General features: G+C 51.8%; 1 protein-coding gene (running past one end of the window). It reads right to left on the bottom strand.

Features of this window, described 5'->3' with window-relative positions; translation table 11 throughout:
• Positions 1-24644: part of a DUF4347 domain-containing protein coding region (locus tag BMY09_RS15630; RefSeq protein ID WP_175483566.1), annotated on the bottom strand (this coding region is incomplete at its 3' end). 11910 nt of the annotated region lie beyond the right edge of the window; the window shows 24644 of its 36554 annotated nt.

The following is a 24644-nucleotide window of genomic DNA, read 5'->3' on the forward strand; positions in this document are numbered from 1 at the left end:
ATATCGGTAGTCTGAATCGTCTGCACCACACCGTTGCTGCCAATAACGATCTCACCGTTATCACCAATCACCCGGTCATTACCGCTTCCGCTTCTGACCGTATCAGCACCCTGTCCGGCGATAACGGTGTTATCACCTTCACCCACATTAATCAGGTCAGCTCCACCGATACTGGTCTCAGTCGCCCTTGCACGCGTAAGGATAGCGTTGCTGTATACCAGTTCACCGTTATCACCCAGCACGACATCCGAGCCACTGCCAGTGGTGATCGCATCACTGCCCTGACCACCGATAACAATATTGTTACCGGAGGTAGTACCGACCGCGATAGTGTCATCGCCGCCGTGAGTGTTACCGGCATTAACCCGGGTCACCATACCCGCACTGGTGGCACTGACGCCGGTATAACTGATTGACCCCAGATCGCCCAGCACCACGTTGTCGCCGGTGGCATCAGTGACAGAGTCACCACCCAGACCGGCAATAATACGGTCATTGCCTTCACCACCCTCGATGCTATCTTTGCCAGCAGCAGTGATGTCATCGCTGGTGATCAGTGCAAGGCTGTCCAGTTCACGGGCCAGCAGTGCATTGCCTGCTGCGTCCTGTACTGAACCGTCATCACCGAAGAGGATGTCGTTGCCGGTTTCGCCGAAGATAAAGTCATCACCGGCATTACCGCTGATAATATCGTCCCCGAACCCACCTCTCAGGGTATCGCTACCGTCGTTACCCTCCAGGGTATCGCGACCCACATTACCGTAAACGAAGTCATCACCGCCGTTGGCATAGAGACGGTCATCACCGTCATTGCCATAGAGTATGTCATCCCCCTGGCTACCAAAGATCAGGTCATTATCTTCATCACCATGAACACGGATCGCCAGCGTGGCAGCACCGGCATAAATTTCATCGTCACCGGTATTACCAAAGATATCCAGACGACGGGCCTCACTATCACCCAATGGAGCCAGTACTCCGTGAGCCGGACTCAGCAGATCATCAGTGGCGGTGATCGTAATGCTGTCGTTGCCAGCGTTGGCATAGAAGGAGGTCACGCTAACCCCGTCAAGATAGACACCATCAATGGTGATCTGATCCGCACCCTGACCTGCCCAGATAACCAGATCATTATTGTAATCACCATGGCTGGCGGTGTAGGTAATATCCCCGGCCGCCATACCGACAATGCGGCCATCACTTAAGGTGGCGTTATCGGCATCGGTGTCATCAAAGTCACTGATATACAACGCGTTAGAGCCACTGCCTGCATCTATATTCAGCAGGCCGTTGATACCATCCAGAGTGCCGTGAGCCGTGTCCTGATTGCTCAGATCAGCGTTTGCATCACTGGTGACGTAGATTGAATCTTCACCGGCAAAGGTGTTGATACTGGTTTCCGTGTCCTGATGAGTCGAGAGCACATTCACGGTATCGCTGCCGCTGCCTAAATTAATTTCAAGCTGACCAATGTTGTAGTAGTTAATACCCTCCATGCGGGTTTCAACGGTCGCATCACCAATCACCCGGGTAATTTCAACATCGGCATATGCCCCCTGGAACTGAATCAGCCACTCATCACCCACCCGGGTTACCGACACATTGTCAGTGTAAGGCAGGTAATCCTGCTGATCCGACAAGTCACTGTTTACATAGGATGCAGGCTTGTTGTTCGGGTTCAGAATCGGCCGTAGCGCTTCAATGATCTCCGCCTGAGTGGCCGTGACCGCAATTGAAGCGGTTAACTGGCCCAGAATTTCTAACTGATAGGCACCCGTTGATGCCGGAGTCAGCGTTTGAATCCGGCCGGTTTGTGCGCTCAGAGCGCCCTCTCTAAGGGTACTGGTTTTAATCTCTACGGTGGCGTCCGCTGCTGCGTTCAACCCGGTTATATCGGTAATTTGCAACTGAGGGACAGACTCACCAGCCAATTCACCACCAAAGGTGATGGTAAAGGTATAGCCATTCACGATCTCCTGCCGCTCTACCAGCAAACCAGGCCCCGCATTGAAGTGAGTCTTCAGTGCAGTCAGCAGAGTCGATTCCTCAAGATCAGCGATCTCGATCGCCACACCATCGATATCCAGTGTGTAATGGCCCGATACGGCGCGTATATAGAGCGATTGCACCTCTGACAGGGACGGCATATCCAGACCGGTAATACTGTCATACGTCAGCTGCATTTCATTGCTATCGGCATCACCAGAATCATTCACAATCAACTGGTTATTACCGGTACCACCATCAACCACCAGCAACGCCGCAATTTCATCGGCTAACTGTTGCTGGCTACCCACAGTAACACTGTCGTCATCATCACCGGTTTTCAGGGTCAGAGCGCCTGCCACCGTCTCAACGGCTATCCGGTCATCTCCCCCTTGGGTATCAATCGTGGTACTGCCGGTATGAGTCGACTCAATCGTCAGATCATCAACGCCTTCACCCAGTTCAATCGACAGCGCTTCAATATTGGCATAACGGATGCCACCGGGGATTAATTCATCACCCAGTCTGATGTCATCACCCATACCAAAACCGGTGATGGTGTCAGAGGTTAAGGTGCCACTTTCCGCAGCCGGGCTGGCGCCGTTATACAGATTGAACACATCCACCTGGGTCTCTTCGGTCACCCGGGTGTTCATGTTAACCGGATTAATGTAATAGTCGCGTGCCGCTGGCACCGTGCCATTTGGCCAGTCACCGACTAAGGTAAAGCTCTGGCCATTTTGAGACTCAATCTCCATGGTGACAGTTTCGCCGGTGGCGTTATCAACCACAACCAGTTCAAACAGACCGTTCTCAAGGTCGAGATTAAAGCCCGGTTTGTGAGTGAAGCTGTCTTTGTCCCAGTATTCTGAGGCGGTGTCAGTCACCACAATTTTTCCGCCGACCTCTGTAATCGAGGTGAGCGTGCCTTCGGTTTTATACCAGTTATGTTCCTCCGGTAATAAGAGTGGATCCTTAAGGCTCTGACCGGCACTCTCAACCAAACCACCGTCGATAGAGATCGGCCCGCGAATACGGTTGAGGCGTTCGCCTAACGGTTCGAATACCTGCGCATCCCCCCCATCAATAATGTTGTCATCAACGGCGGACAGGGTAACCGTCTGAATATCATCCCAGGCCACCTGGCCAGCACCTGGTGTACCCGCAGCAAAGGTGATACTGGATTTGCCTGGGTTGACCTGAACCAGATTATGCTCGGCGGTTTTACCGTCCTCGAATGCGTAGTTACTATGATAGGTACGGGTTTCAATTCCGGCGAAATCAACGGTCAGCAGATCTGGCACCAGCAAACCGGTGGCAGGATCAAGTACCATTGGCGCCCCGGACAGCACCACCTGATAGGAGTCATCCTGCCAGGTTTGATCGACATATCCATCGACATCGGTCATCAGGTAGCTGACTTCGAACCGGTCACCTGCACTCAGGCTCAGACTGGACACCAGATTTGCCCCGTGACGCTGGGCATATTCGGCGTAGTTCGGATCAGCCAGTACACCAGCAGCATCCTTAAACCGATAGCTATCGGTGAGCGGGTCATAACTCTCAATAATCGCGACCTTCCCGGCATTGGTTCCGCTGGTTACCTTCAGTAACATGCCATCCATTTTCACATAGTTGCTGTCCGTCGCATGGCCATCGAGTGAGATATTCAGCTTGTAGTTCTCTGTCATTCCCTCCAGATAGGTTGTTGAAGCGGTCTTACTGTCGTAGGTGACCGTCGTGCTGGTAGAGCTACTAAACAGAGATTGCTTTAAGGTCGTCACTTCCGTGCGCACGTTAGTATCGGTGGTGTAGGTAACCGAATAGCCCACTTCGACACGATAGCTGCCTTTATTGGCAAACAGGAATTCCAGCATCGGATCCTGCCTACTGCTGCTGCCGTTATCCGCCAACCAGCTAAAGTCTTTATCATAGGTCATCTCGGTGCCGTTAACGGCGCCGGATGTCATGTCGAACACCTTCATGTACGGCACATAGGACTGTGTGGAAGTCACTTGTGTTTCCACCACACGCAGGGTCGTGGTGGCCCCCGTCAGGATATTGCCTGAAGATGACAACGATTTACTGCTGGTGATGCTCGTAGTGACATCACTATAGGCATGACCATAATCGATATCGAACAGGCCCTGAACCTGAGTCTTACGCCCATTGGAAATAAGCGCATCATCGATGTTGTTATTAACCAACACCTGATGACCGGTTGCGGTAGCACTGTCACTCAGACCCGCCGCATAAAGCTGGCTCATCAAGCCGTCAGCAACGACATCATTGATCGGATCAGCGGCATCGATATCACTCTGACTCACGATATGAGTGTAAGTGATGCCATTCACCGTAATCGACCACGCATCCCCCACGGCGGGTGATGCATCAGAATCAATATCCAGTACGTACAGGTCCCAACGATCCCGGGTATCGGCCTGTGGCAGATTAACCGCTTCATTGTTTGTAATCGTCAGGCTGGCAGAGACACTACTTTCATCATCCGCAACGAACACTAAGGCTCCCGCATCGACAGTCACCGTAATGCCCGCCAATCCATTGGTCAGTGCTGTGGCAACGCCCGCTAATCCACCGGTTGCTCCGGCGGTACCATAAATCGTCGACAATGAACTGCCGGTGTAGGCCACGTCATTATCATTAGCGTCCTTAACCGTTATAGTCCAGACATCGCTGCTGCTGTAGCTGTATCCGGCATCAATGGTCAGCGCCTGGGAATAAACTGTCACATTAGCGCTGCTGCGGGAGGCTTCAGTGTTTTCAGTCACCACGGCATTCAGGGTCAGGCCCGGACTGGTCGTACCACTATCACGGGTAATCCTCAGGGTATTATCTGCTGTCACATAATCAGCGGTATACGCACCTGATGTCAGCTGAGTGGCCAGATCTGCGCCCACAACATCAAGTTCAGCATCGCTGGAAGGCGCACTGAGGTTACTGGCCACGGCTGTTGAGCCAGCCAGAACACGCCAGTTTTCAGCCGTAAGCGAGCTATCCAGAACCAGTGTTTGCTGAATAACTTCTGCGGATCGGGCCACGGCCCCTGTACCACCAGTGCCACTGTCAGCGGTGGTCATATCCTGATTTTTCAGCTGTTTGACACTGAAACCATTGGTGGTTGCCGTTAGCTGATAGGTTGAAGCAGCCAACGCCTGCAGCTTAGTATTCAGATCGGTCTGGATAGCCGCAGCGATATCTGCCAGGCTGGGCGCGTCAGCAGCTTTGGTATAACTGCTGGTATAGCTGCCTCGCTGACCATCGACCTCTACCCACCAGGTCTTAGCGGTACTGACTGGCCCGGATACCGTAAAGGTCGCTTCAACCAGCTGAGTGGTGCCTGTATCGACGGCACGATCATCAACTACCCTGACACTGATCGCTTTACTGGCATCGTCAGTAATAATCAGGGTTTTAGTGGCATTGTCATACGTGATCCGATAGTCCTGCCCCAACACTGCTTTCACAGCGCCAACCATGCCTGTACCCACCGTGTTGAGGTTATTAGCACCGGAAGACTTAGCAAAGGTGTAATCCTGACCATCAATGGTAACAATCCAGTCCTGCCCATTGGCAATGCCGAATGAAGGCGCCTTCAGAACCAGACTGGTCTGCTGCAATGCGGTGGATGTTTGCACCGCAGAATAGGTCGTTTCATGGGTGATCGACAACTTAAAGCCGTTGTCAGCATTGGTGATCACAACATCGTCGGCGGAACTTCCCTTAGCCGCACTAAAGAAGCTATCCAGCCCGGTATTGGCATCTTTCAGCTTATTCAGTAGCGCCGTAGCAAGGTCAGCACCACTGGTGCTAGTAGCCTCTACGTCATAGGTCTCACCGGAGACAGTGACATGCCACCGATCACCCACAGTAACGGTAGCTGGGAAATTAATACCCGCGGAGGTGTACCAACCGCCTGTACTGCCGGCTTTAGAATCACTATTAACAGAACCGGCAGCGCTGAACAGCATCTCATCGGTGACTTCAAAGAGGTAGCTATCCGTTTTATCTGAGCCGCCCCCTTCAATGGTGATATGCGACATGGAGTCGTTAATTGCCCCTCCCACTTCGGAGTTGCCGATCAGAATGTTGGACTCTGTATACCAACCCTTATTGTCACTCCCCGTACCGGCTACGCCATCAGTGTCACTGATGATCTGACCACCGGTGCCATTAGCGAAGCCGGTTGCATCTTCATCTTCAAGCAGCGGTGACTGGGTGAAGTCAAACTCCGTGGTAACCTGCTGCGGCAAGCTGAGATGCAACTTATAATCGGTCCCTTCGGGTACACCTTCCCATACCGGATTAAGGCGATTGGTATTGCCTTCAACCTCGACATAGTAAGTGCCTGCTTCGGTGATTTTGTAATTAATGTAGCTGTTGTTGTAATAGGTAGCGGGCAGAACCGAGGTTTTCCCCTGATCCAGTTTCAGCAGGTTGGTTTTGCTCTGCCAATAGACGCTGTCACCAGCAGCATAATCCGAATCCACATCCGCCCAGAAACTAATTCCGGCAGCCCCCGCAGCATCAATCATCGGCTGGGTAACGGTGAATTTGAAGTAATCTTTCGAGCCATCGCCACGACCATTAACGGTGATGTGCGGTGCCGCTTTAGAGTTGGAAATCGTCGGATCAGTGGCGGTGGTCCAGCGTGCGGCACTCACATCCTGAGCCGACTTAACGGTGTCGTTGCCTTGCAACTCTTCCACCTCAGCCAGCCCAAAACTCGCCTGAGCCGAACTGCCGGAACTGCTCACGAGAACCATGCCTTCGCCCAGCACCGCTTCAGCACCGGTTTCAGTAACCTGTGCACGACCATTGTTTTGCAGGATCAGTAACGTTGGTGATTCATCATCGGCGATAGTGACATCAACCACACCCATGGTAAGACCATCGTAATAAGGGTCATCACTGGTCACTGTATGACTTAAACGACCGTAATGAATGCCTTCAACCTCTGCATCATCGATAGCCGTAAAGGTAACGGTTTGTGCTTTATACCAGTCGTCCGGCGTAAACGTAAGTGTCGTGACACCGCCGGTTGATAACTGTCCATCGCTGGCGATGGTGATCGTCACATTAGCTGACGGCTTATGACTTAACATCAGCTCATAACTGTCACTACGCAAAGATGCAACCGCTTCAGCCACCAGTGGTTCACTGCTGCTCTTAGCAATCAGAACCGTCGGAGACACTGAACGCACATCAATGCTGCCCATGACCTGCCCGCTATAGAAGGCATCATCGGTGATCACTAAGTGGGAGATCAGACCATCCGGATCGCCACCATTCGCGGCACTGTAGGAGACGATTTGTGGTCCCCAGTCCGCGGCCGTGAAGGTTAAAACGGTTTTATCCGTCACCATCGAATCAGGGGCATCAATTTCAATCTTAACGTCCGCTGTGGGTGCCTGCGACAACGCCACCTGGTAGCGGTTATTAGCCATCAGGGTCACTGCCACATCAGGATTATCATCAATCACTTTATGGGACGTCAGATCATCATCCACCACTTCTGCAGAGATCTGGCTTACCTGAAGGCGATCATATCCATCACCATCCTGATCAGTATCGCCCTCCTGAACCGCATGGCGGATCACCACATTACGCACACCTTCAGCCAGATCATCATCCGGAGCGGTGACGGTGACCAGCTGCGGAATAAACCAATTGGTACGATCGAACAGCAGCGTGGTGGAGTCTTCGCTGCCATTCAGCGCAACGCCTTTACCGCCCTGCTTCAATTCCAGTTCAGTTGCCAGAACGGCACTGGCGGTTACCCGCACAACATCCTGCGGCGCTCGGGTCAGAACCACTTCATAGGTATTGTTGGTTTTGTTCCGGTCCGCCAGTACAACACCCGCGGCATGTTCAAATGTACGGATAGATGAACCGACAGGGCGAATAATGACACCTGCTTCATCATCGTCCATGACATCGGCGGAGATGGTTTTAGTCAGTGCCTGGAAGCGTGCATCACCGGTCGTCAGGGTGTGTTCCAGCAAGCCACTGTGGCCCTGCAGGTCATCCGCAACCACGGTGACCGGCTTGCCATCGTTGCCACCCGCCGTATTAAAGGTGTCGCTGCCTAAGCCACCGATCAGGTTCAGATCGAGGTTTTCACTGGTGCTGTAAACATAGAAGTTATCGTTGCCTTCCATGCCATTAATAATTAATCGCTCAACCCCTTCAAAGCCGATAAAGCGACCGGCACCGTAAACCCCCTCTTCAGTAATCACATAATCATCACCGAACTCGGTACCCAGAATAGTCACAGTATCCAGACCATCGCCACCGCGAATATTGACCGGAGCGTTCATCGCGTAGTTGATGAAGTCGGCACCCTGACCACCATTAATATTGGCGACCGGTGCGTTTTCATCGTCAGGATCTACCAACACGAAACTGCGGACTAAGAAGGTATCGTTATCTTCATCACCATTCAGATCAACAGAGGCAACGTTGCGATAGACAATAAAATTGTCCTCTCCGATACCACCATTGAGAGACGCATCGTAGCTGATACCGTTACTGATATAGCCCTGTGACACCAGTGTCGTCGCGAAATAGTCTTCCGGCTTCAGACCCGATTCAACATTATCCCGGGCCGAATTGAATACCTGTCCTACCTGGAAGGTATCGTCACCGGCATCACCATACACCGACATCTTCGCGGTGGTGTCATCGAAAGTGAAGCTGTCATTACCATCACGGCCATAGACGTTGATTTCGTCGTTATTATCGATGTTGTAATTAACACGCTGGACAGGTGCACCGACCACCGTATTACCCGCGGCATCCACCTGCAGGGCAAAGATACTATCCGGCCGGAACAGGAAGCTATCCGCCTGATCGGTTCCCTGAATCGCAACCCGGTCAAAACCGGTGTCAGCGGCATCATCATCGATCGTGATGACGGATTCACCTTCACTGGCCAGGCCAATGTAATACCAGTCAGAACCCGTTTCACCCCGCAGCACCAGTTCACCACCGATGCCATCGCGGTTGGTTTGCAGATCACTGGCGTTGTAGTTAACCCGAATCGTATCGTCATCGGCCCCCGCATTCACTTCAGCATAGGCCCCGGTGTCGGACAGGGTAACCGAATCATTGCCCGCCCCCGTATTCAGTTCGATATTCGCAGCGCCTGCAGCGGAAACAAACAGTTTGTCACCACCGGCACCGGTATTAACCGTAACGTCGGTTGCATGGTGCAGACTTTCAATTGAGACTCTATCCACGACAATCTGACTGTTGTCATTGGCATCATCGGCATTCAGGTTGAGGACGATATCTTCGACGCCCACCATACGCACGGCGTATTCCCCCAGGCCTTGCAGCGTATCAAACGATACCACGTTCTCAACTGCACCTTTACCGGTCACAAACTCATCTGTAACCACCAGCGTTTCACTGATCGTCATGAGGACTTCTACCGACTCAGCTAAATAGAAACCATAGTCATCCTGCACACCATTGATATTAATCTCGTGATCCACGGCCTGGCCATTGATATCACGGGTAATGATTAAACCATCAAGCAGTGGCGCTTCGACATCGGTACGCAGAGCCTGACCGCCATCCAGCGTTTCGATTAAGCGGGTGACGTTGGCATCATTGAATTCAAGATCACCGATAGCGCTCTGGCCAACGGCATTGGCGTAAGCTTTCCAGTTAGCCGCGGTGAGATAAACACCGTCATCCAGCACATGACTGGCGGCAACATCGTTGGCAGCACTGTCCTGATTAAAGCGACGCAGGGCGACCGCTTCCAGAATTTCCTGGTGCTGGGCGCCCACACCGTAGTAGGAATAGCTGTAATAGGAGTGATCCAGATTATCGACTATCTCTGCATACAGGGTATTGAGCAGAATCTCTTTGCCCCGGGTCGCATCGCTATTACCCACCGTACCGCTGACCCAGTTAACCCCCTGAACACCAGACGTATCACCAACGGTGTAATTGATCGCCAGAATTTCACGGGTATCAATTTCACGCACCACGTTATAGTTGGTTTTACCCGCGGTACTATCGGCCTGCGGTCCATCCCCATAACCATTATCGTTACGGGTAAGCGCCTGCACATCATCCGCATTAGGGTCTAAACGGCCAACATAATCACCCAGTGAGGCATTCCAGTCATACGCCGCATCCCAGGTATCGTTATCCCAGATATTCTGAGAGTACTCGTAGCTGGTCGAACGAATCGATGTGTCCAGCTGAGTCTGCTTATACACCCTTAGTGCGGAGTCAGAGGCGATGTCATAAACCCGGCCATCCGGTAAGCTGCCATTTTTAAGCTGGTCACGAACCCCCGACAGATCCAGATAGCTTCTCAGATTCTCAAGCGCCGTCACCACATTGGTCACCAGGCCGGTAGCATCGGATATCTCATCCAGCATTGGATCGATCAGCAGGGCATCCAGTACATCCATAGAGAAGTCATAGGTGCTGATGAGGTTCTCACCCATCAACTGCAGACCCCGCTTCACAAAACCATCTAAGCGATCAATAAAGGTTGTGTCCGATACCACAGGGTTTGAATCTGCCAGTGCGGTAACAGCCCCTAGCAAAGGATTGAGGTATTCGAGTGCGGTAAATTTCTCGACCAGAACATCTTTCGATAAGGTGACACTGGCCTCTGCCACATCGCCATTCAGCAGATCGTCAAGAACCCCCACCTGAGTATCTTTATGGGCGCGGATTAACGCGCTCTTCAGATCATCCGGTGTAAAGCCGGTACCGGTGGTCAGCTCAGCCAGTTTGGTGAGATTGAAATCAAAATCAACCGTTTCCAGCTGCTGCTTCGCTAAGGTAATGTCCAGACCGGCATTATCTCTGGCATTAACCGTCACCGTGTCGGTATCCGCGCCACCCACAACCCGAACCAGGCCGGCAATACGCGACATATCGTAGTTTTCAGGCAGTATTTTAGCCACGGTCCGTTCAGGCAGGTTGTCAAATTTATACGCCGCTGTGCCGGTAATCTCTGCCGCACTATAGTTCTGCACGACATTAATCGTGGTATCGCTCTCCTTCTTCGCTTCGACATCGTAGAACAATGAGATCATATCCCAGAACAGATCTTTGCCAGGCGTCGATCCGGCAACACCAACGCGGTCATATGAAGCGTATTTTTCATCGCCTACACCAGTCACGCCCCCCCAGTCAGTGGTATAGGTGTAATGATGCGTACCAAAGAACCAGTAACTCGCCTGGTGATAAACCGGCACATTGCGCACGTAGACATCCGTCAGAAACAGATCCGGATCGTATCCCCAATTATCAATTTCAGGCGCGCTGTTAGACGAGCCCTGACGTACCTGATCACTCTGAATAATACTGCCGGTGACCGTCTGGCCGATAACCCAGTTTAAGTAGGTGCCGAAGAAAACATCGTCCAGCGTCATATTGCCCGCTTTGATAGATCCGCTATCAGCCAGGCTATTGAACAGATCAAAATCGATCTCATCGGGTAGTTTGGGTGCAACGATAGAACGACCACCGGGTTTACCCTCCAGGGCAACATCCGTGGCGAAGTAGTTCTCCCAGTCACCATCGGGATAGTTTTGCCCCCACTCCTGGCCAGCGAAGTTCAGCGCCTGTTCCAGCGAGTTGGTATTCGCCACATAGGCATCGACAGCCGCAGTATTGTCCTGGCGGACATTAAAAATCCAATTGCCAAAACGTTTCTGCACCAGACTGGACAAACTAACCCCATGCACGGGGTTGTAGCGTGCCCGTTCAACCCCCTGAGCAAAGAGTTTTAACGCAACGGTTAAGTTAGCTTCAAACAGACGCCAGTGAGCCTCATCAATCACAGGGTTGGCATCGGCCTTCACCCATTTCTGGAAGAACGCTTCCCACGCGGCAGCATCATAACTATTTTCCCGCTTGCTGAAGACCACCTTATTATCGGTGATAGTTTGCGTATCAAGCACGTCATCAAGTATGTTCTGCTCAACGGTATAGGTGGCATTGGATTCAGGATAAGTAACGTTAAAGGTTCCACCTGCACCACCATAATTGATATGGTCATCGCCAGACCCCAGACTCAGCAACAGGGTGATATCGGCATTCAAGCCGTACAGGTTAATGACATCCTCACCTGCACCGGTCAGCAGGGCCAGACGTTCAATACCCTGAACCCCCTCAACCTTAAGACCCGCACCGTAGATGTACTGTTTATCGTTTTCATCGGTGAAGATATTAAACTCATCGCCAAGACGTGTGCCCGACAGAATCAGGGTATCGAAGCCAGAACCACCAAAAATAGATACGCGATTATTTTGCACGTAGTTAATCATGGTGTCTTTTTCATCTTCGGCGGTGAGATTATTCTCATCGCCAGCACCGGCAACGATACCGCCACCGCCCGTATCGCTCGCGGCACTCGACGGGGATACCCCACTTTGCAGATGGGATTTCAGGAAGAAGGTGTCGTCATCCGCTTCACCATACAAAGACAGCTGGCCAATATTATGGTTGACCTCAAAGTAGTCATTACCTGTACCGCCGTAGAAGAAGCTATTGTTATTCACACCGGCGGTAATACCGTTGAGGCCTTTAACCACTTCGATCAGCTCGCCATGGCCATCATCCACAAAGTGGGTTTCGATAACACGTCCGATCAGGAAGTTATCATCACCGGCATCACCGGAAACATTCAGCGACGCCATGGTGCCATCAACAACAAAGGTATCGTTGCCACCGCCACCGTGCACAGACACGGTGCCAAGGCCATCGTTGTAGTAAACCCGCTGATAGAATTCAGGGTCTGCCATGGAGATTGACGGTGTAGTGCTGGCAATCGCATCCGCAATATCAACCGGCTTATTGATCAGAGCCGGGTTGCTGGACTGCAATAAGTGGAAGTTACCCTGCACATCCTGAGTCGCGCCCTTAAAGGTTATATACCAGGGGTCACGGTTAGTACCTGTCCCCTTGATATTAACATCGGTGATCTTCTTCTCACCGGTCAGCGGATCGGTCAGCGCTAACAGCGCCGCTTTAATAGTGGCTGCATCATCGCTGCTGTTTAACAGACTGGTCGCCACCCCATCATAACTCAGGGTGTAACTACCGGTCTGACCGGGCAATAGACTGTAAACCTGAATTTCATTATCTTTACGCTCAAACATCGCGTCGATATCTGGTTTACCCGCCAGCAGGGCAGCACCGGTACCATCTTCCGCCAGACGTTCCACAAAGGAGCGAATAACAGAGACCGACGCCGCCGTCGCATCATCAACCTCAAAGCGCATAAATTTCTTCTCTGAGGTTTGGGGGGCATCCACCAGCTCGATCATCAGCGCATCGCCACCCACAGAAGCCACCCGGGCAACAATACCGGCACCCGCCAGTTTCGACTGGATGGTGGCAGCGGTATCTGTCGCAGAGACATTGATGTTGCTATCGTAATAGCTGAGCACAAAATCACTCAACGCATTAGTGGCTGAGTCTCTGTGCCGTTCTAACAGCTGATACTGGGTATCAACATCTAAGTGCATCAGGTCATCGGCATCATCAGCACCGCGAATTTCAAGCACATCGCTCTCTGTCGCGCCGGTCCCACTATCCATGATATGGATGTTGGACTGATCATCGACAGTGCCACTCAGGGTCATCACATAGTTATCAGAACCAAAGCCACCATCGAAATAGGCGCTCTTGGTGAAATCTCTCACGCCATAGTCGTTACCACTGGCGCCACCGTATATTTCAAACTGCTCAAACACCCCAACTGTTGTCTCATCTTCATTAATGGCGACATCTTTGGTTGGGTCCAGCAAGGATTGCTGCTGCCCCGTGACCTTGAAGGAAGCATCCGACAAGCTGAAATTGAGATCTCTCTGCTCTATCAGGGTATCGATATCATTATTATCGACATCGATATCTTCGAAGATATCGGTACCACGACCACCGGTAATAACATCATTACCCTCGCCACCATTGATACGGTCGTTGTACTGACTGCCGATCAGACGGTCATCGCCGTCACCACCGCTGAGGCCCAGATTATCCACAGCCCGTGACAGTATGACCGCATCAGAATTAATGGTGTTGCCCAGAATCGGTTCGTCATTCGGGCTAAAGCCCGCAATAATGAAATCATCCCCGCCCAGCGCATCGATATTAATAGTGTCGAACTTGTCTGTGGTATCCGACTCATTCGCTTTGCGATCAATACCTCGAACGGTAATCGTCACCTGCCGCTCGCTTAAGTGATCCGCCTGGGTGTCATCCACCCGGCGGTGCACAACCTGCACGGTTTCGGTGTTTTTCTTCAGAACAGGATTGAGGCTGGCATCAACCAGACCGGTATCCTGTAACTCGTGACCCACAGTAAAGTAATCCCGGATACTGGCATCGTCGCCACCCTCGATTAACACGCTGTCGTTGGCGTTATCGGTATTGTAGGTCGGGTCTTCAAACCAGTCGGTGCCACCATCCAGAACCGCTTCACCGCCGCCCTCAGGAATGGACCAGGTAGGCTTCTCGATCATGCGGGGCACATTCTGTTCAATAGTCTGGAACGATGACAAATATCCCTCCGCCGCACCTGTCGGTGAATTCAGCGGCAGGACCGCATAATCACCTGCGCCGTTGAGCTCGATATGCCAGTTACCCGCAGCATCTACCCGTTCAATCACCTTGTAGCTGGATGAAATATTGTCAATCAGCGCCTGTACACCGGCACCACTGAAGTCATATGTCTGGGTGATCGCAAGCGTGGATGAGAATCCGTCTAACGCAATCGTGAAAGGCGTATTGCGGCTTAAGCCATCACCATTGACCGTAATCTGAGTCGCATTACCCAACTGGTCAACCGCGTTCCAGGCGGCAAATTTTGTTTGCAGCTCTGACACAACATCCTGCGCCGCATCAGAAGCGGTCGTTGCAGCGGCTGTCGCGGCCGCTGTGGCAGCGGCAGACGCCGTTTGCAGTGCAGCATCTGTCGGTGCTGCGGCTGCCGCAGCAATCGCTAAAGTCTCCGCCTCTGCAGCAGCTTCGGCCGCGCTCCTGGCGGCATTCAGCGTGGTTAGATCAACCGTAATGGATGGGTAATCCGGGTGGCTGAATGTTGTACTGGAGACTCCCAGAGGCAGCGTCATACTGACATTAATGTCCTGAGCCACCGTTAAGTCTTCGAGTGAACCGCCCCCACCAGGGTTGACCACAATCGCCTGGCTCGCGGGATTAACGAACTCAATCCGGTAAACGCTGGCCTCATCATACACCAGCACATTCACACCACCGCTGATCAATGCCGTCTGTAAGCCCGCCGCCGTCAGATCAGCAGCTGTCAGTTCAACACTGAAATCGCCGTAATACAGATAGGTTCCGGCAACCACATCTGTCTTATTGATGTATTGCTGTTGTTTGTTATCCGCCGTATTAACATCCGCTTTGACTTCCATATTCTGGATGTTGATGAAGCGATCCATAACATAGTTGGCACCGCTGTTCTGGTCTGCATCCAGAATGGCGACGGTCCATGGATCATTTTCAATCCCCGAACCTCCGACCCAGACATCGGTAATGGTATCCAGCGATTCCAGATACAACTCCACGTCAAGGGCGCTCATGTCACGCTGCAAGACCACCGATTCACCGTTATAGGTGAAGTAAGCATGGTCCTGCCAGTCTTCCAGATACAGCTCTTGCGTGGCAACAACCCCATGACTCAGGTTGCGGGAGAATGCCTCAGTCGTCTGCACCACGGAGCCGCCCAGAGAGTATTGTTCTGCACGCAATTGCAGATAAGCACCCTCTTCGGTTTGCCCGGCCTGCAAGAAAGTGACCTGCCACGGATCAGCCGCAGAGCCCGCTCCGGTCACATGAACATCGTCAATGGCATCCAGCTTTTCAAGGGCGGTTTCTATTCCCGCCGCACTCAATACACTGATATCAATCGCTTTATCGCCATACCAAAGCGATACCGGGCCAGCGGCCAGGGTTAAATTCTGCACTCGCCCGTTGTTGTTCATCTCCTGTGACTGGATAACCACCTGATCGGCCACCGCCAGCATGGAAATTTCAGCCAGCTTCATCACTTCATAAGGCGTATTAACCGTATCCAGCGGAGTGAAACTGATGCTCCAGTCACCCACACCATTAATGACAACAGCAACAGTCGAGGCTCGTAAGCCATCAATAGTATTAAACGCGGCCACAATATCGGCCTCGGTCATTGTGCTGTTGAGTAATACCCGCTCAGTGCCGTACCAGACCATCGCGGAGTCGGTGCTGAAATTGAGATGCTGTTCACCATTGGTGAAAGTGAACACAGCATCTGCAGGGTCGCTCACACCGTCGACATAGCCTGGGTTAGGCAGCGTAGTGTCGCTGGCAGAAACGGCCAGCGCATCGGTGATTTTTTCCACTACGGTCAGGTTCAGGTCAAAGAAATCGCCATCGGTATCTGTTGTGGCATCCAGCAACTGAATAATCCACTGACCCGGTTCAGAGCCCATGGTAGCTTTCACCGCACTGATATCCGGATGGTTCAGCAGCGCCGCTTCTATGGCCGCAGCCGTTGCCTCTGCCAACGACACCTGTACGGTCTCGCCAACCCCATTAACAAAGCTATACGCGGCCAGGTCCAGGGAGATCTCAACCGTCTGGCCGTTATAGGAAAACTCAGCTTTAAACGCATCGGCCGGTACACTCAGGGCCTGACGGTCATTCCCCGGGAAAACCACATGATCGGTTACCGTCGAAGAGATTGCCGTCTGCGTGCTGACGGCCGCGCTGCTGTCGACCAGATCAAAACTCAACAGACTATAGTTACCATCCGCATCCTTGATAGCATCCAGTATTTGCACCACCCAACTGCCAGCGGTATCACCGGCCGTCACCACTACGTCGTCAATACCGAAATGCGCTAACAACGCTGCTTCTATCGACGCTTGCGTCGCATCAGCATCGACAGCAACGGTGCCGCCACCGTAACTGACCGAGGTGATTTTGCTACCCGCAGGAACCGTAAACGACTGCTCTATATTGGTCGGCAGATTAATATCATCACCCAGCACCGTGGTTCTGGTGATGATTCCGGCCCCCAGGGCGCTGCCACCGACAACAAATTCAAGGGTATGGAAATTACCATCCGCGCCTTTGGCTGCTTCATCAGCAGCAGGTCCGGACGGGTTATCGGAGAAGCGAATCAGCCAGGGGTTATTGATTGTTCCCTGACCACTCACACCGACACTTCCAGCGGGAATACCGCTGAGGCTTTCAAGTGCTGCCTGCACCTCTGCGGTTGTCATTGTTGACGATAGCGCAACACCTTCATTGTTGTACCAGACAATGCCATTTACATTGACGGGAGCATCTTCGTTGTAGTCCAGTACGTCAAATGCCAGCAGCTGGGCACCATTGCGCGGGACTTCGCTCATGCTATCGGTGATAGTGGTGACATTCGGGGCGTGATCCGCGTTAGACAGATACTCAGCACCCAACACATCCAGATGATAGAGATACTGCTGCGCCCGCGTATCGTTGCGTTCAGTCATTGGGCCGCTATGCTTCTGCACGTAGTACTGGTGCGCCAGGATCAGATAGTTACTGTTCAGATCGGTCGTCGCGCCATTGAAAGTAATCACCCATGGATTGGCTTGCGTACCATGAGTGCTCTCGGTGGCTGGCGCCGCTGGCGTAACGGTGACATTACCCACGCCGATAGCGGTGATAGACTCCAGCGCTGCCTGCACCTCAGCCGCACTCATACCGGCAGTAATCGTTACTGAGTTGCCCACTGTTCGGCCATCATCGGTTTTCGTGTCATCGTAACCGTAAAAGACCGTGACGTTATCCAGTCCGTCCGCCAGCCACAGTTCCTGCTGGTTGTTTTGCGGTGATGACGCCTGATAGTCTGCCACATTAACGATGGATTCGAGTATCGGAGCCCCGTTAGATGTGGTCAGGTACTTGCCCCCCTCCTGCAGATCATAACGATAGAAGTACTCGCCCTGACGCACGTTGGTGATATAGCTCTGAGGTTCTTGCGGTACATAAATCACATGGCCATTGGAATCTTTGACCACATCGCCGTTTTCATCCAACTGCGGTGTTTGTGCAAGGAAGGCGGAGTAATCCGCAGGATACACCTGATAATTACCGTCGACATCCCGGTCTGGCTGCCATTCACGGGCTTTATCCCGACCCAGCGTGATATCCACACTCAGCAGCGAGGTATCCATCAGGTCACCGATGGCAATATCGTCACTCTCTTTCTGGGTATCGAGTTTTAACGCTTCGATATCGTCCATAACAATATAGTCAGACGCAAAATCGATAGTTAATTTAGCCCGGGTATCCCGTGTTACACCATCTGCTAAGAAGAGCGCAGCATTGAGCTTGCGCAGATCGACATGACTGGCATCGTCATTAACGGTGATATCAAAGGTGTCGGTACCCAGACCACCCAGCATCAGCAGATTGGCACCCGCCGCCAGCGGCGCATACTGCCAGACCACGGTATCATCACCATCACCGGCATCGACATTGACAGAGCCGGTACCCGCATTAATGATATCGTCTCCGGCATTACCCTGAATATCATTCACACCACCCAGGACAGGGTTACCATTCTCATCCACACCACCCACGGAAATCTCATCATTACCCGCACCACCTCTGATGGTGTTATTGCCTAAACCACCGTCGATGAAATCACCAAACTGGGTTCTGAACTGAGAGTTTTCTTTGGTAATGGTTAACACAGGACCACCCGCACCATCAGTGGGCATACCCTGATCGTTGTAATGCGCGTAAGGGGTACCATCCAATTGGTAAATTGGCGTTATCCGCACCTCACCATCCGGGTCGATAAAGGTTGCGATATCAGTGGTAATATCCTCATCGCCACCTTCAACGTAATCGTTACCACCATAGGTTGCGATGGTATCGAAACCGTCACCACCGAAGACCCGGTCATGACCGTCACCGGTGAAAATGATGTCGTCACCGGCGTTACCACGGACCGTCAGTCCGTCATAGGTGAAGTTCTCGCCTTTAACCACCACCTGGTCATTGCCATCACCAGTTTCAATCAGATAGGTATCGTTCGCATTTCCTGCACCGAGATAACCGGTATCGATGGATATAACATCGTCTTCGATGCCCGCTTCCAATGCGTTACCAGTGTTTGCTCCGCCATTTATATACAGCCCCGCGAGGACCGCGGTATTTTCAGGATCGGCAATCATCTCAATGAAGTCACTACCGCCACCCAGCTCAACGTCGATGTGATCCACGCGACCATTCAGACGTTTCAGGCTGTAGCGGTCATTACCTGATGTACCGGCAATGGTTAAGGTATTTACATTTTTAGCCAGATAGACCTCAGCGACCAGCCCGGTACTGACAACAATGATATCTTCACCAGGGTTGTTGCTTTTCAGGCTGCGTATACGGTCACGCAAGGCGGTCTCTTCCGCTTTGGTGTAATACTCGGTATCGAGATAACCCTCTTCCGACAGCTTTTGCAGGGTTAAATCAATATCCGGCGTAATAACATCAACGGTATAGCTATGGGCATCCGCATCGGCTCCCTTGTCATAGCTTAAAATCAGGTTGCCAGTGCTCTGATCATCACGTTCCCAGGAAGCGATGTGATCTGGTGCATGATGGATACATTCAAGTTCGAAGGTTGCCAACACCTCATTGACGAAACGGTTGCGTGCTTCAAACAGGGTTATCTTAGTCAGACCAGCATCGATACCGACCCACAGGAACGCCTCCAGGAACAGGTTCAGGGTGCCCGACATATCAAACAAACACTGCGGGCCATGGGTAATCCGCTCAACCAGCTCTGAACCATAGAGCTTGCCATCACCCACCGGCAGATCATCAAGGAAATTGGTTTCCTTATCGTTGAGATCAAAACCAATAATCGCTTCAATACCCCCTTTGACACCCGCTTCAACCAGGCCACCCAGCCCCAGACTGGCGATAACACCCACAGCAGCGCGCAGTGTGACTTCCGCTTTATCATCAACGGTATTTTCCAGACCGTGATCATCCAGATAGAAGCCATCAAATAAGCGCCAGGATTCAGCCACATCAAAATCGGTATTCATCCATTCACGGAAGCCACGGGTATCAAAGCCGAAATCAAAGTTGGTACTGGCCCCGATCTCACCGAAGAAACCGACGTTAAAACCAGGATAAACCGGGAAGGTCTTCTGATATTCAAAAAACAGATCAAGATCAGGCAGGTCGTACCAGAACAGATCGACCTCACCCCGGCCCGTGATAAATTGCAGCAGGCTGGCCGGATCTTCCAGAATCGGAATTCTGAAGTTCTTCTGCCCCTGAGGATTACCAAAGGTTGCCCGGTTATTGGTTGGTTTATTCGCGCTGGACTTGCCACCTTCTACGCCATCCTGCGACGGACCGGCGATAGTTGACGCGTGGGAACCCAGCTGGGCATTACGATCGGTCTCTGATTTTGCGCCGGCGGTATTTTTAGAGGTGACCGGCGCGGAGGTATCTGTGGCATAGCCTCCGGTCAGATTAAAGTCACCAAAGTCGATATAACCGGCAGATTTTAACGTTTTCGCTTTGTCCAGAAAGTCGATGGTGGCTGCCAGAGCGGCAATCACTTTCTTCGCAGTATCAACCGTTGTGGCAGGCAATCGAAGGTAGGCAATGTCGAGGATTTTAAGCTTCGCAACGCCCATATCTATCTCGGTATTAAGCAGATCAATAACCGGCTTAAGTGGCAGAATAATATCGGAGATAGTGTCGAAGGTATCACCCAGGAAACTTTCAAATACCGAGCCCGCATCTAAGCGGACATTCTGTAAAGTGATATTCGGGTCGCCAAAGGAGATGCTCGCACCACTTTTGGTAGAGAGGGAGCCGCTGGCTAAATCCTGGTAGTAAACGATGGTTGTATCAATAGACGGCAACACATCTGCCGCCGACGTCGACACCTTGGTAAACAACTTCGCCTCGGCAAATGCGTTGGCATTGATGACCAGTTCAACTTTTTCGCCCAGCTCTAAACGGCCGTCTGCGGCAACGGTGCCGGTTGTTCCACCAATATCTTTAATATCAAAACCAAAGTGGCCGCTGATACCTGCCCCTTTGTCGTTGATAACATTCCCGGCGCTGTCGTATTGCAGCACCTTACCGCCGGTTTCGTCAGTCACATCGACCTTTAAGAAGCCCAGAGTACCCTGCGCGGTAGAACCGTTTTTCAGGCGCGCGTCGACATCCAGAGCGATCTCTTCGCCCTTAGCGTTGATACCTGAGGTATTGAGGAACAAACCAAAATCAGGGCCACTGCCTAACGGAGCCATATTGCCTAAGCCGATACCCAACCCCATCAGGTAATCGATTTCAGCAATCAGGGAGGCATCAACATCCAAACCTAATCCGGGCATGCCCACGGCAAAATCAACCGGCAGCTCACCATCGACCAACACTCCGCCAAACTTGATATCAAAACTTAATAAGCCATTAGCTGAGAAAGTTAACTCAATGTCGTCAGCACTGGTGGGCAAGCGTGTTTTTATCTTGCCATTTTCATCGTACTGAACCGCACCGGAAGCATCTAATAATGGCACCACAAAGGAGAACAGCGGGCTATTAATCGTTTTCAGCCCGTCATAAAGCCCCTGACGGATTTCGTTCAGCAGCGCTTCAAACACTTTGCCGCCAACGGCTTCAAGATCCTGTAATTTCTTACCCAGCCCATTGATATAGCCGCTGGCATCCTTTTCACCCAGGACACTGGTCTCAAGACTACGCAGGCTATTCGCCAGATCATCAAACGGCTCACCACCCACCAGCGGCAGTTCGATATTATCGATACCATTGGCCACTTCGTTAATGGCCGAGAATGCGCCTTCCAAACCTTCGCGAACGGTTTTCGGGTCATTCAACAGATCCAGTAGCAACACGATAACGTCGAAATTCATATTGAATTTCGGCAGGTTGTAATCGAAGGTGCTGACAAAGTTCTGGCTTTGATCGACACTGAATGCCGCTTTGGCAAACAGGACATTATCCGCAACGCCATCCGCATCAAGGTCTTTATCTGTGCCGCCCAGCGGCAGTGCCTCAATTGGGAAGAACATCGGCAGATTAAGACCGGCTGAACCATAAGCCGACGCCTGGAAGCCGTCTTTCACTTCGGTTAAGTCTAAATAGCCGTTACCATTGGCGTCGGCGCCTGGGTTACCCATATTGGCGTAAAAACCCAGATCGATATTAGCGCTGCCGTGTTTTCCCAGTAAACCGATGGTCCCTAATGGACCTGCGTCGAAGCCCAGCGCAATATCAAGATCATCGACCCCTCCGTGAAGCGATGCATTGATGCCTGTCGCTTCATCAATGTAGAACAGAGGTGTACGAACATCGCTCAGATCAAAACCGAAACCGAGGTCGAGGCCAGCTTCCGCCCGCAGATCTATTTTCCCGTTCGCTTCAACGTTGATAGCGTCTAATGCACCATCAGGCAGGCCTAACCAGGTGTCGATACCCAGGGCATCAATATCCAGCGCCAGATCAAACTGCTTTTCAGCAATCAGATCGAGGTTCAGATCGAAATCAAACGCAGAGTTGGCGTAGCTCATATCAACCATGTCGGCGTCTGGAGCAATGCCCAGAGGCGCTAACAAGATACGCAGCTCTTCATTGAGCATATCTTCCAGCTGCTGGACGTTACGCGCCGCATCTCGAACGGTGCTAACAGCATTGCTAAGGCCTGCGGCAAAACTGACACCGCCATCACCGAGAATATCGGCAAGGCTGGCATCGATTAAGGCGATCTTGTCATACAGCACACCATCTTTGATATTGAAGCGCGACAGACTTTCTCCGGTCGTCGATGGATTGACACCGGTGGTGTCGATAAAGGTCGCGCCCGTTATCTCATCATCGATAATGGTCTCTATCAATACGTCGTTCGCATCGTAGCTGCCCATTAACTCCCATGATGTCTGGGAGTATGTTTGCACAACACGCACATTGTTCTGGAACAACTCAACGCCCCAGAAGGTATCCGAGGTGGCCGTATCTTCCCACTCCAGCAGCGTGATGCCGGTTCCGTCTTCAAGGATCTCGTAGCGGCTGGCCTGTGGCCCTCCCGCCGGAGAGATAGCATAGCTATCGGTTGCCAGAACAGCGCCAGCCCCCCAACGCTCTTCATAATAGTTGACGACATTACCGGTTTGCTGGCCCAGTACTTCACGATCGGTACCAACAATATCTTTAAGAAGTTCATCGACCCCACCGATAATCATATCCAGTGACAAGCCGCCTAATGAGAAAACTTCTTCTAAATTATCAAACTGAACAGAGCTGGGGATACTGGAGAGGAACTGCGACATTGACGCATTTTCTGGCAAGCTACTGCTGCTGGCGGTGATAAACCCAACCTCATTGCTGAAACCATCCAGCGCACCCGAGAGCGAGACAGGCAACAACACCTCAAAGTGAGCATCGCCCTCCAAGCCAGGCGAGCCCATCAGCGATGCGGAGCTATCACTCAGCATATCCTGATAATGAAGCACACCATCGAAGCCCATACCGACAGAGGCGCCCACGGATAGCGCCGCATCATTCACCTCAAAACCAACGGGCCCTAAATTCACGCCAAAATCGAAGGCTTTTATGAGATTACCGGCAACCTCATCCGCCAGATCAGCGGCCAGAATTTCCTCGGCGACCGTAATGATCGTAGAGTTGCCATCAGGGCTTAATTCGATAGCCGCAACGGTATAGAGTTCATCGGTATTGCCAGACCCTTGCAGATAGAAAGTGTCGCCGACCATAAGCTTACCGGCACTGGTGCTTTTTATCGCACCAATATGATTACCTGCAATAGTAATCGTGGCAGGCGTGGTATCAGCAGAACCGGCAGTAATACCGGTAATATCAATATATTCTTCGCCGAAATTGAAATGCGCATCCAGACCCGGATCACGCACATAGAAGTCACCGTCATCATCAACACCAAAGTTGAACATGAAGTCGATGCCACCACTGATCACCAGCGGCTGAGACTGAGTAATATCGATAGGCAGGTCAAAGTTAAAGTCACCAAACGAGATCAGTTCATTCAGATCCAGATTGACCAGTTCGCTGAAGCTTTCCAGTGTCAGGGCAACACTGTACTCTTTTAAATTCGACGACGAGGCGACATTAATAGCAAAACCATCATTCAAGCCGGTGGTTTGCAGGTGCTGCAGCAGGTCTTTGGTGGTGGCAGAACTGTTGACTTCAAGATAGGCATCAATCGTGTCGACAAACGCCTGCACTTTAGTCTGAATAGTGCCGTCTAAGTTGGTGACTTTATCACCCAGCAGATCAGACAAGGATAGATCGGTAAACGGAATAGTTGTTGTATCGTCCAGATAGTTATCGATTTTGCTACCCAGATGCGAAGACCAGGTCGCCAGCTCACCCAGACCGATACTTAACTTGGTTTGATCCGACAAGCTCTTAAAGTGATCGGAGGTCGGCAGCAAGCGCTGCCCTTTAACCGCCTCTTCCATCATCAGATCGGTGGTGACGAAATCAGGGTGACTCATACCCATCACATGACCCATCTCATGCATCAGCACGGTCAGCAGGTCAATGCTGTCATAGGCTCCGTCATCAGTGTCATTGTTTGCAGTGGC

The organism is Amphritea atlantica (genome assembly GCF_900111095.1).
Taxonomy (GTDB): Bacteria; Pseudomonadota; Gammaproteobacteria; order Pseudomonadales; family Balneatricaceae; genus Amphritea; species Amphritea atlantica.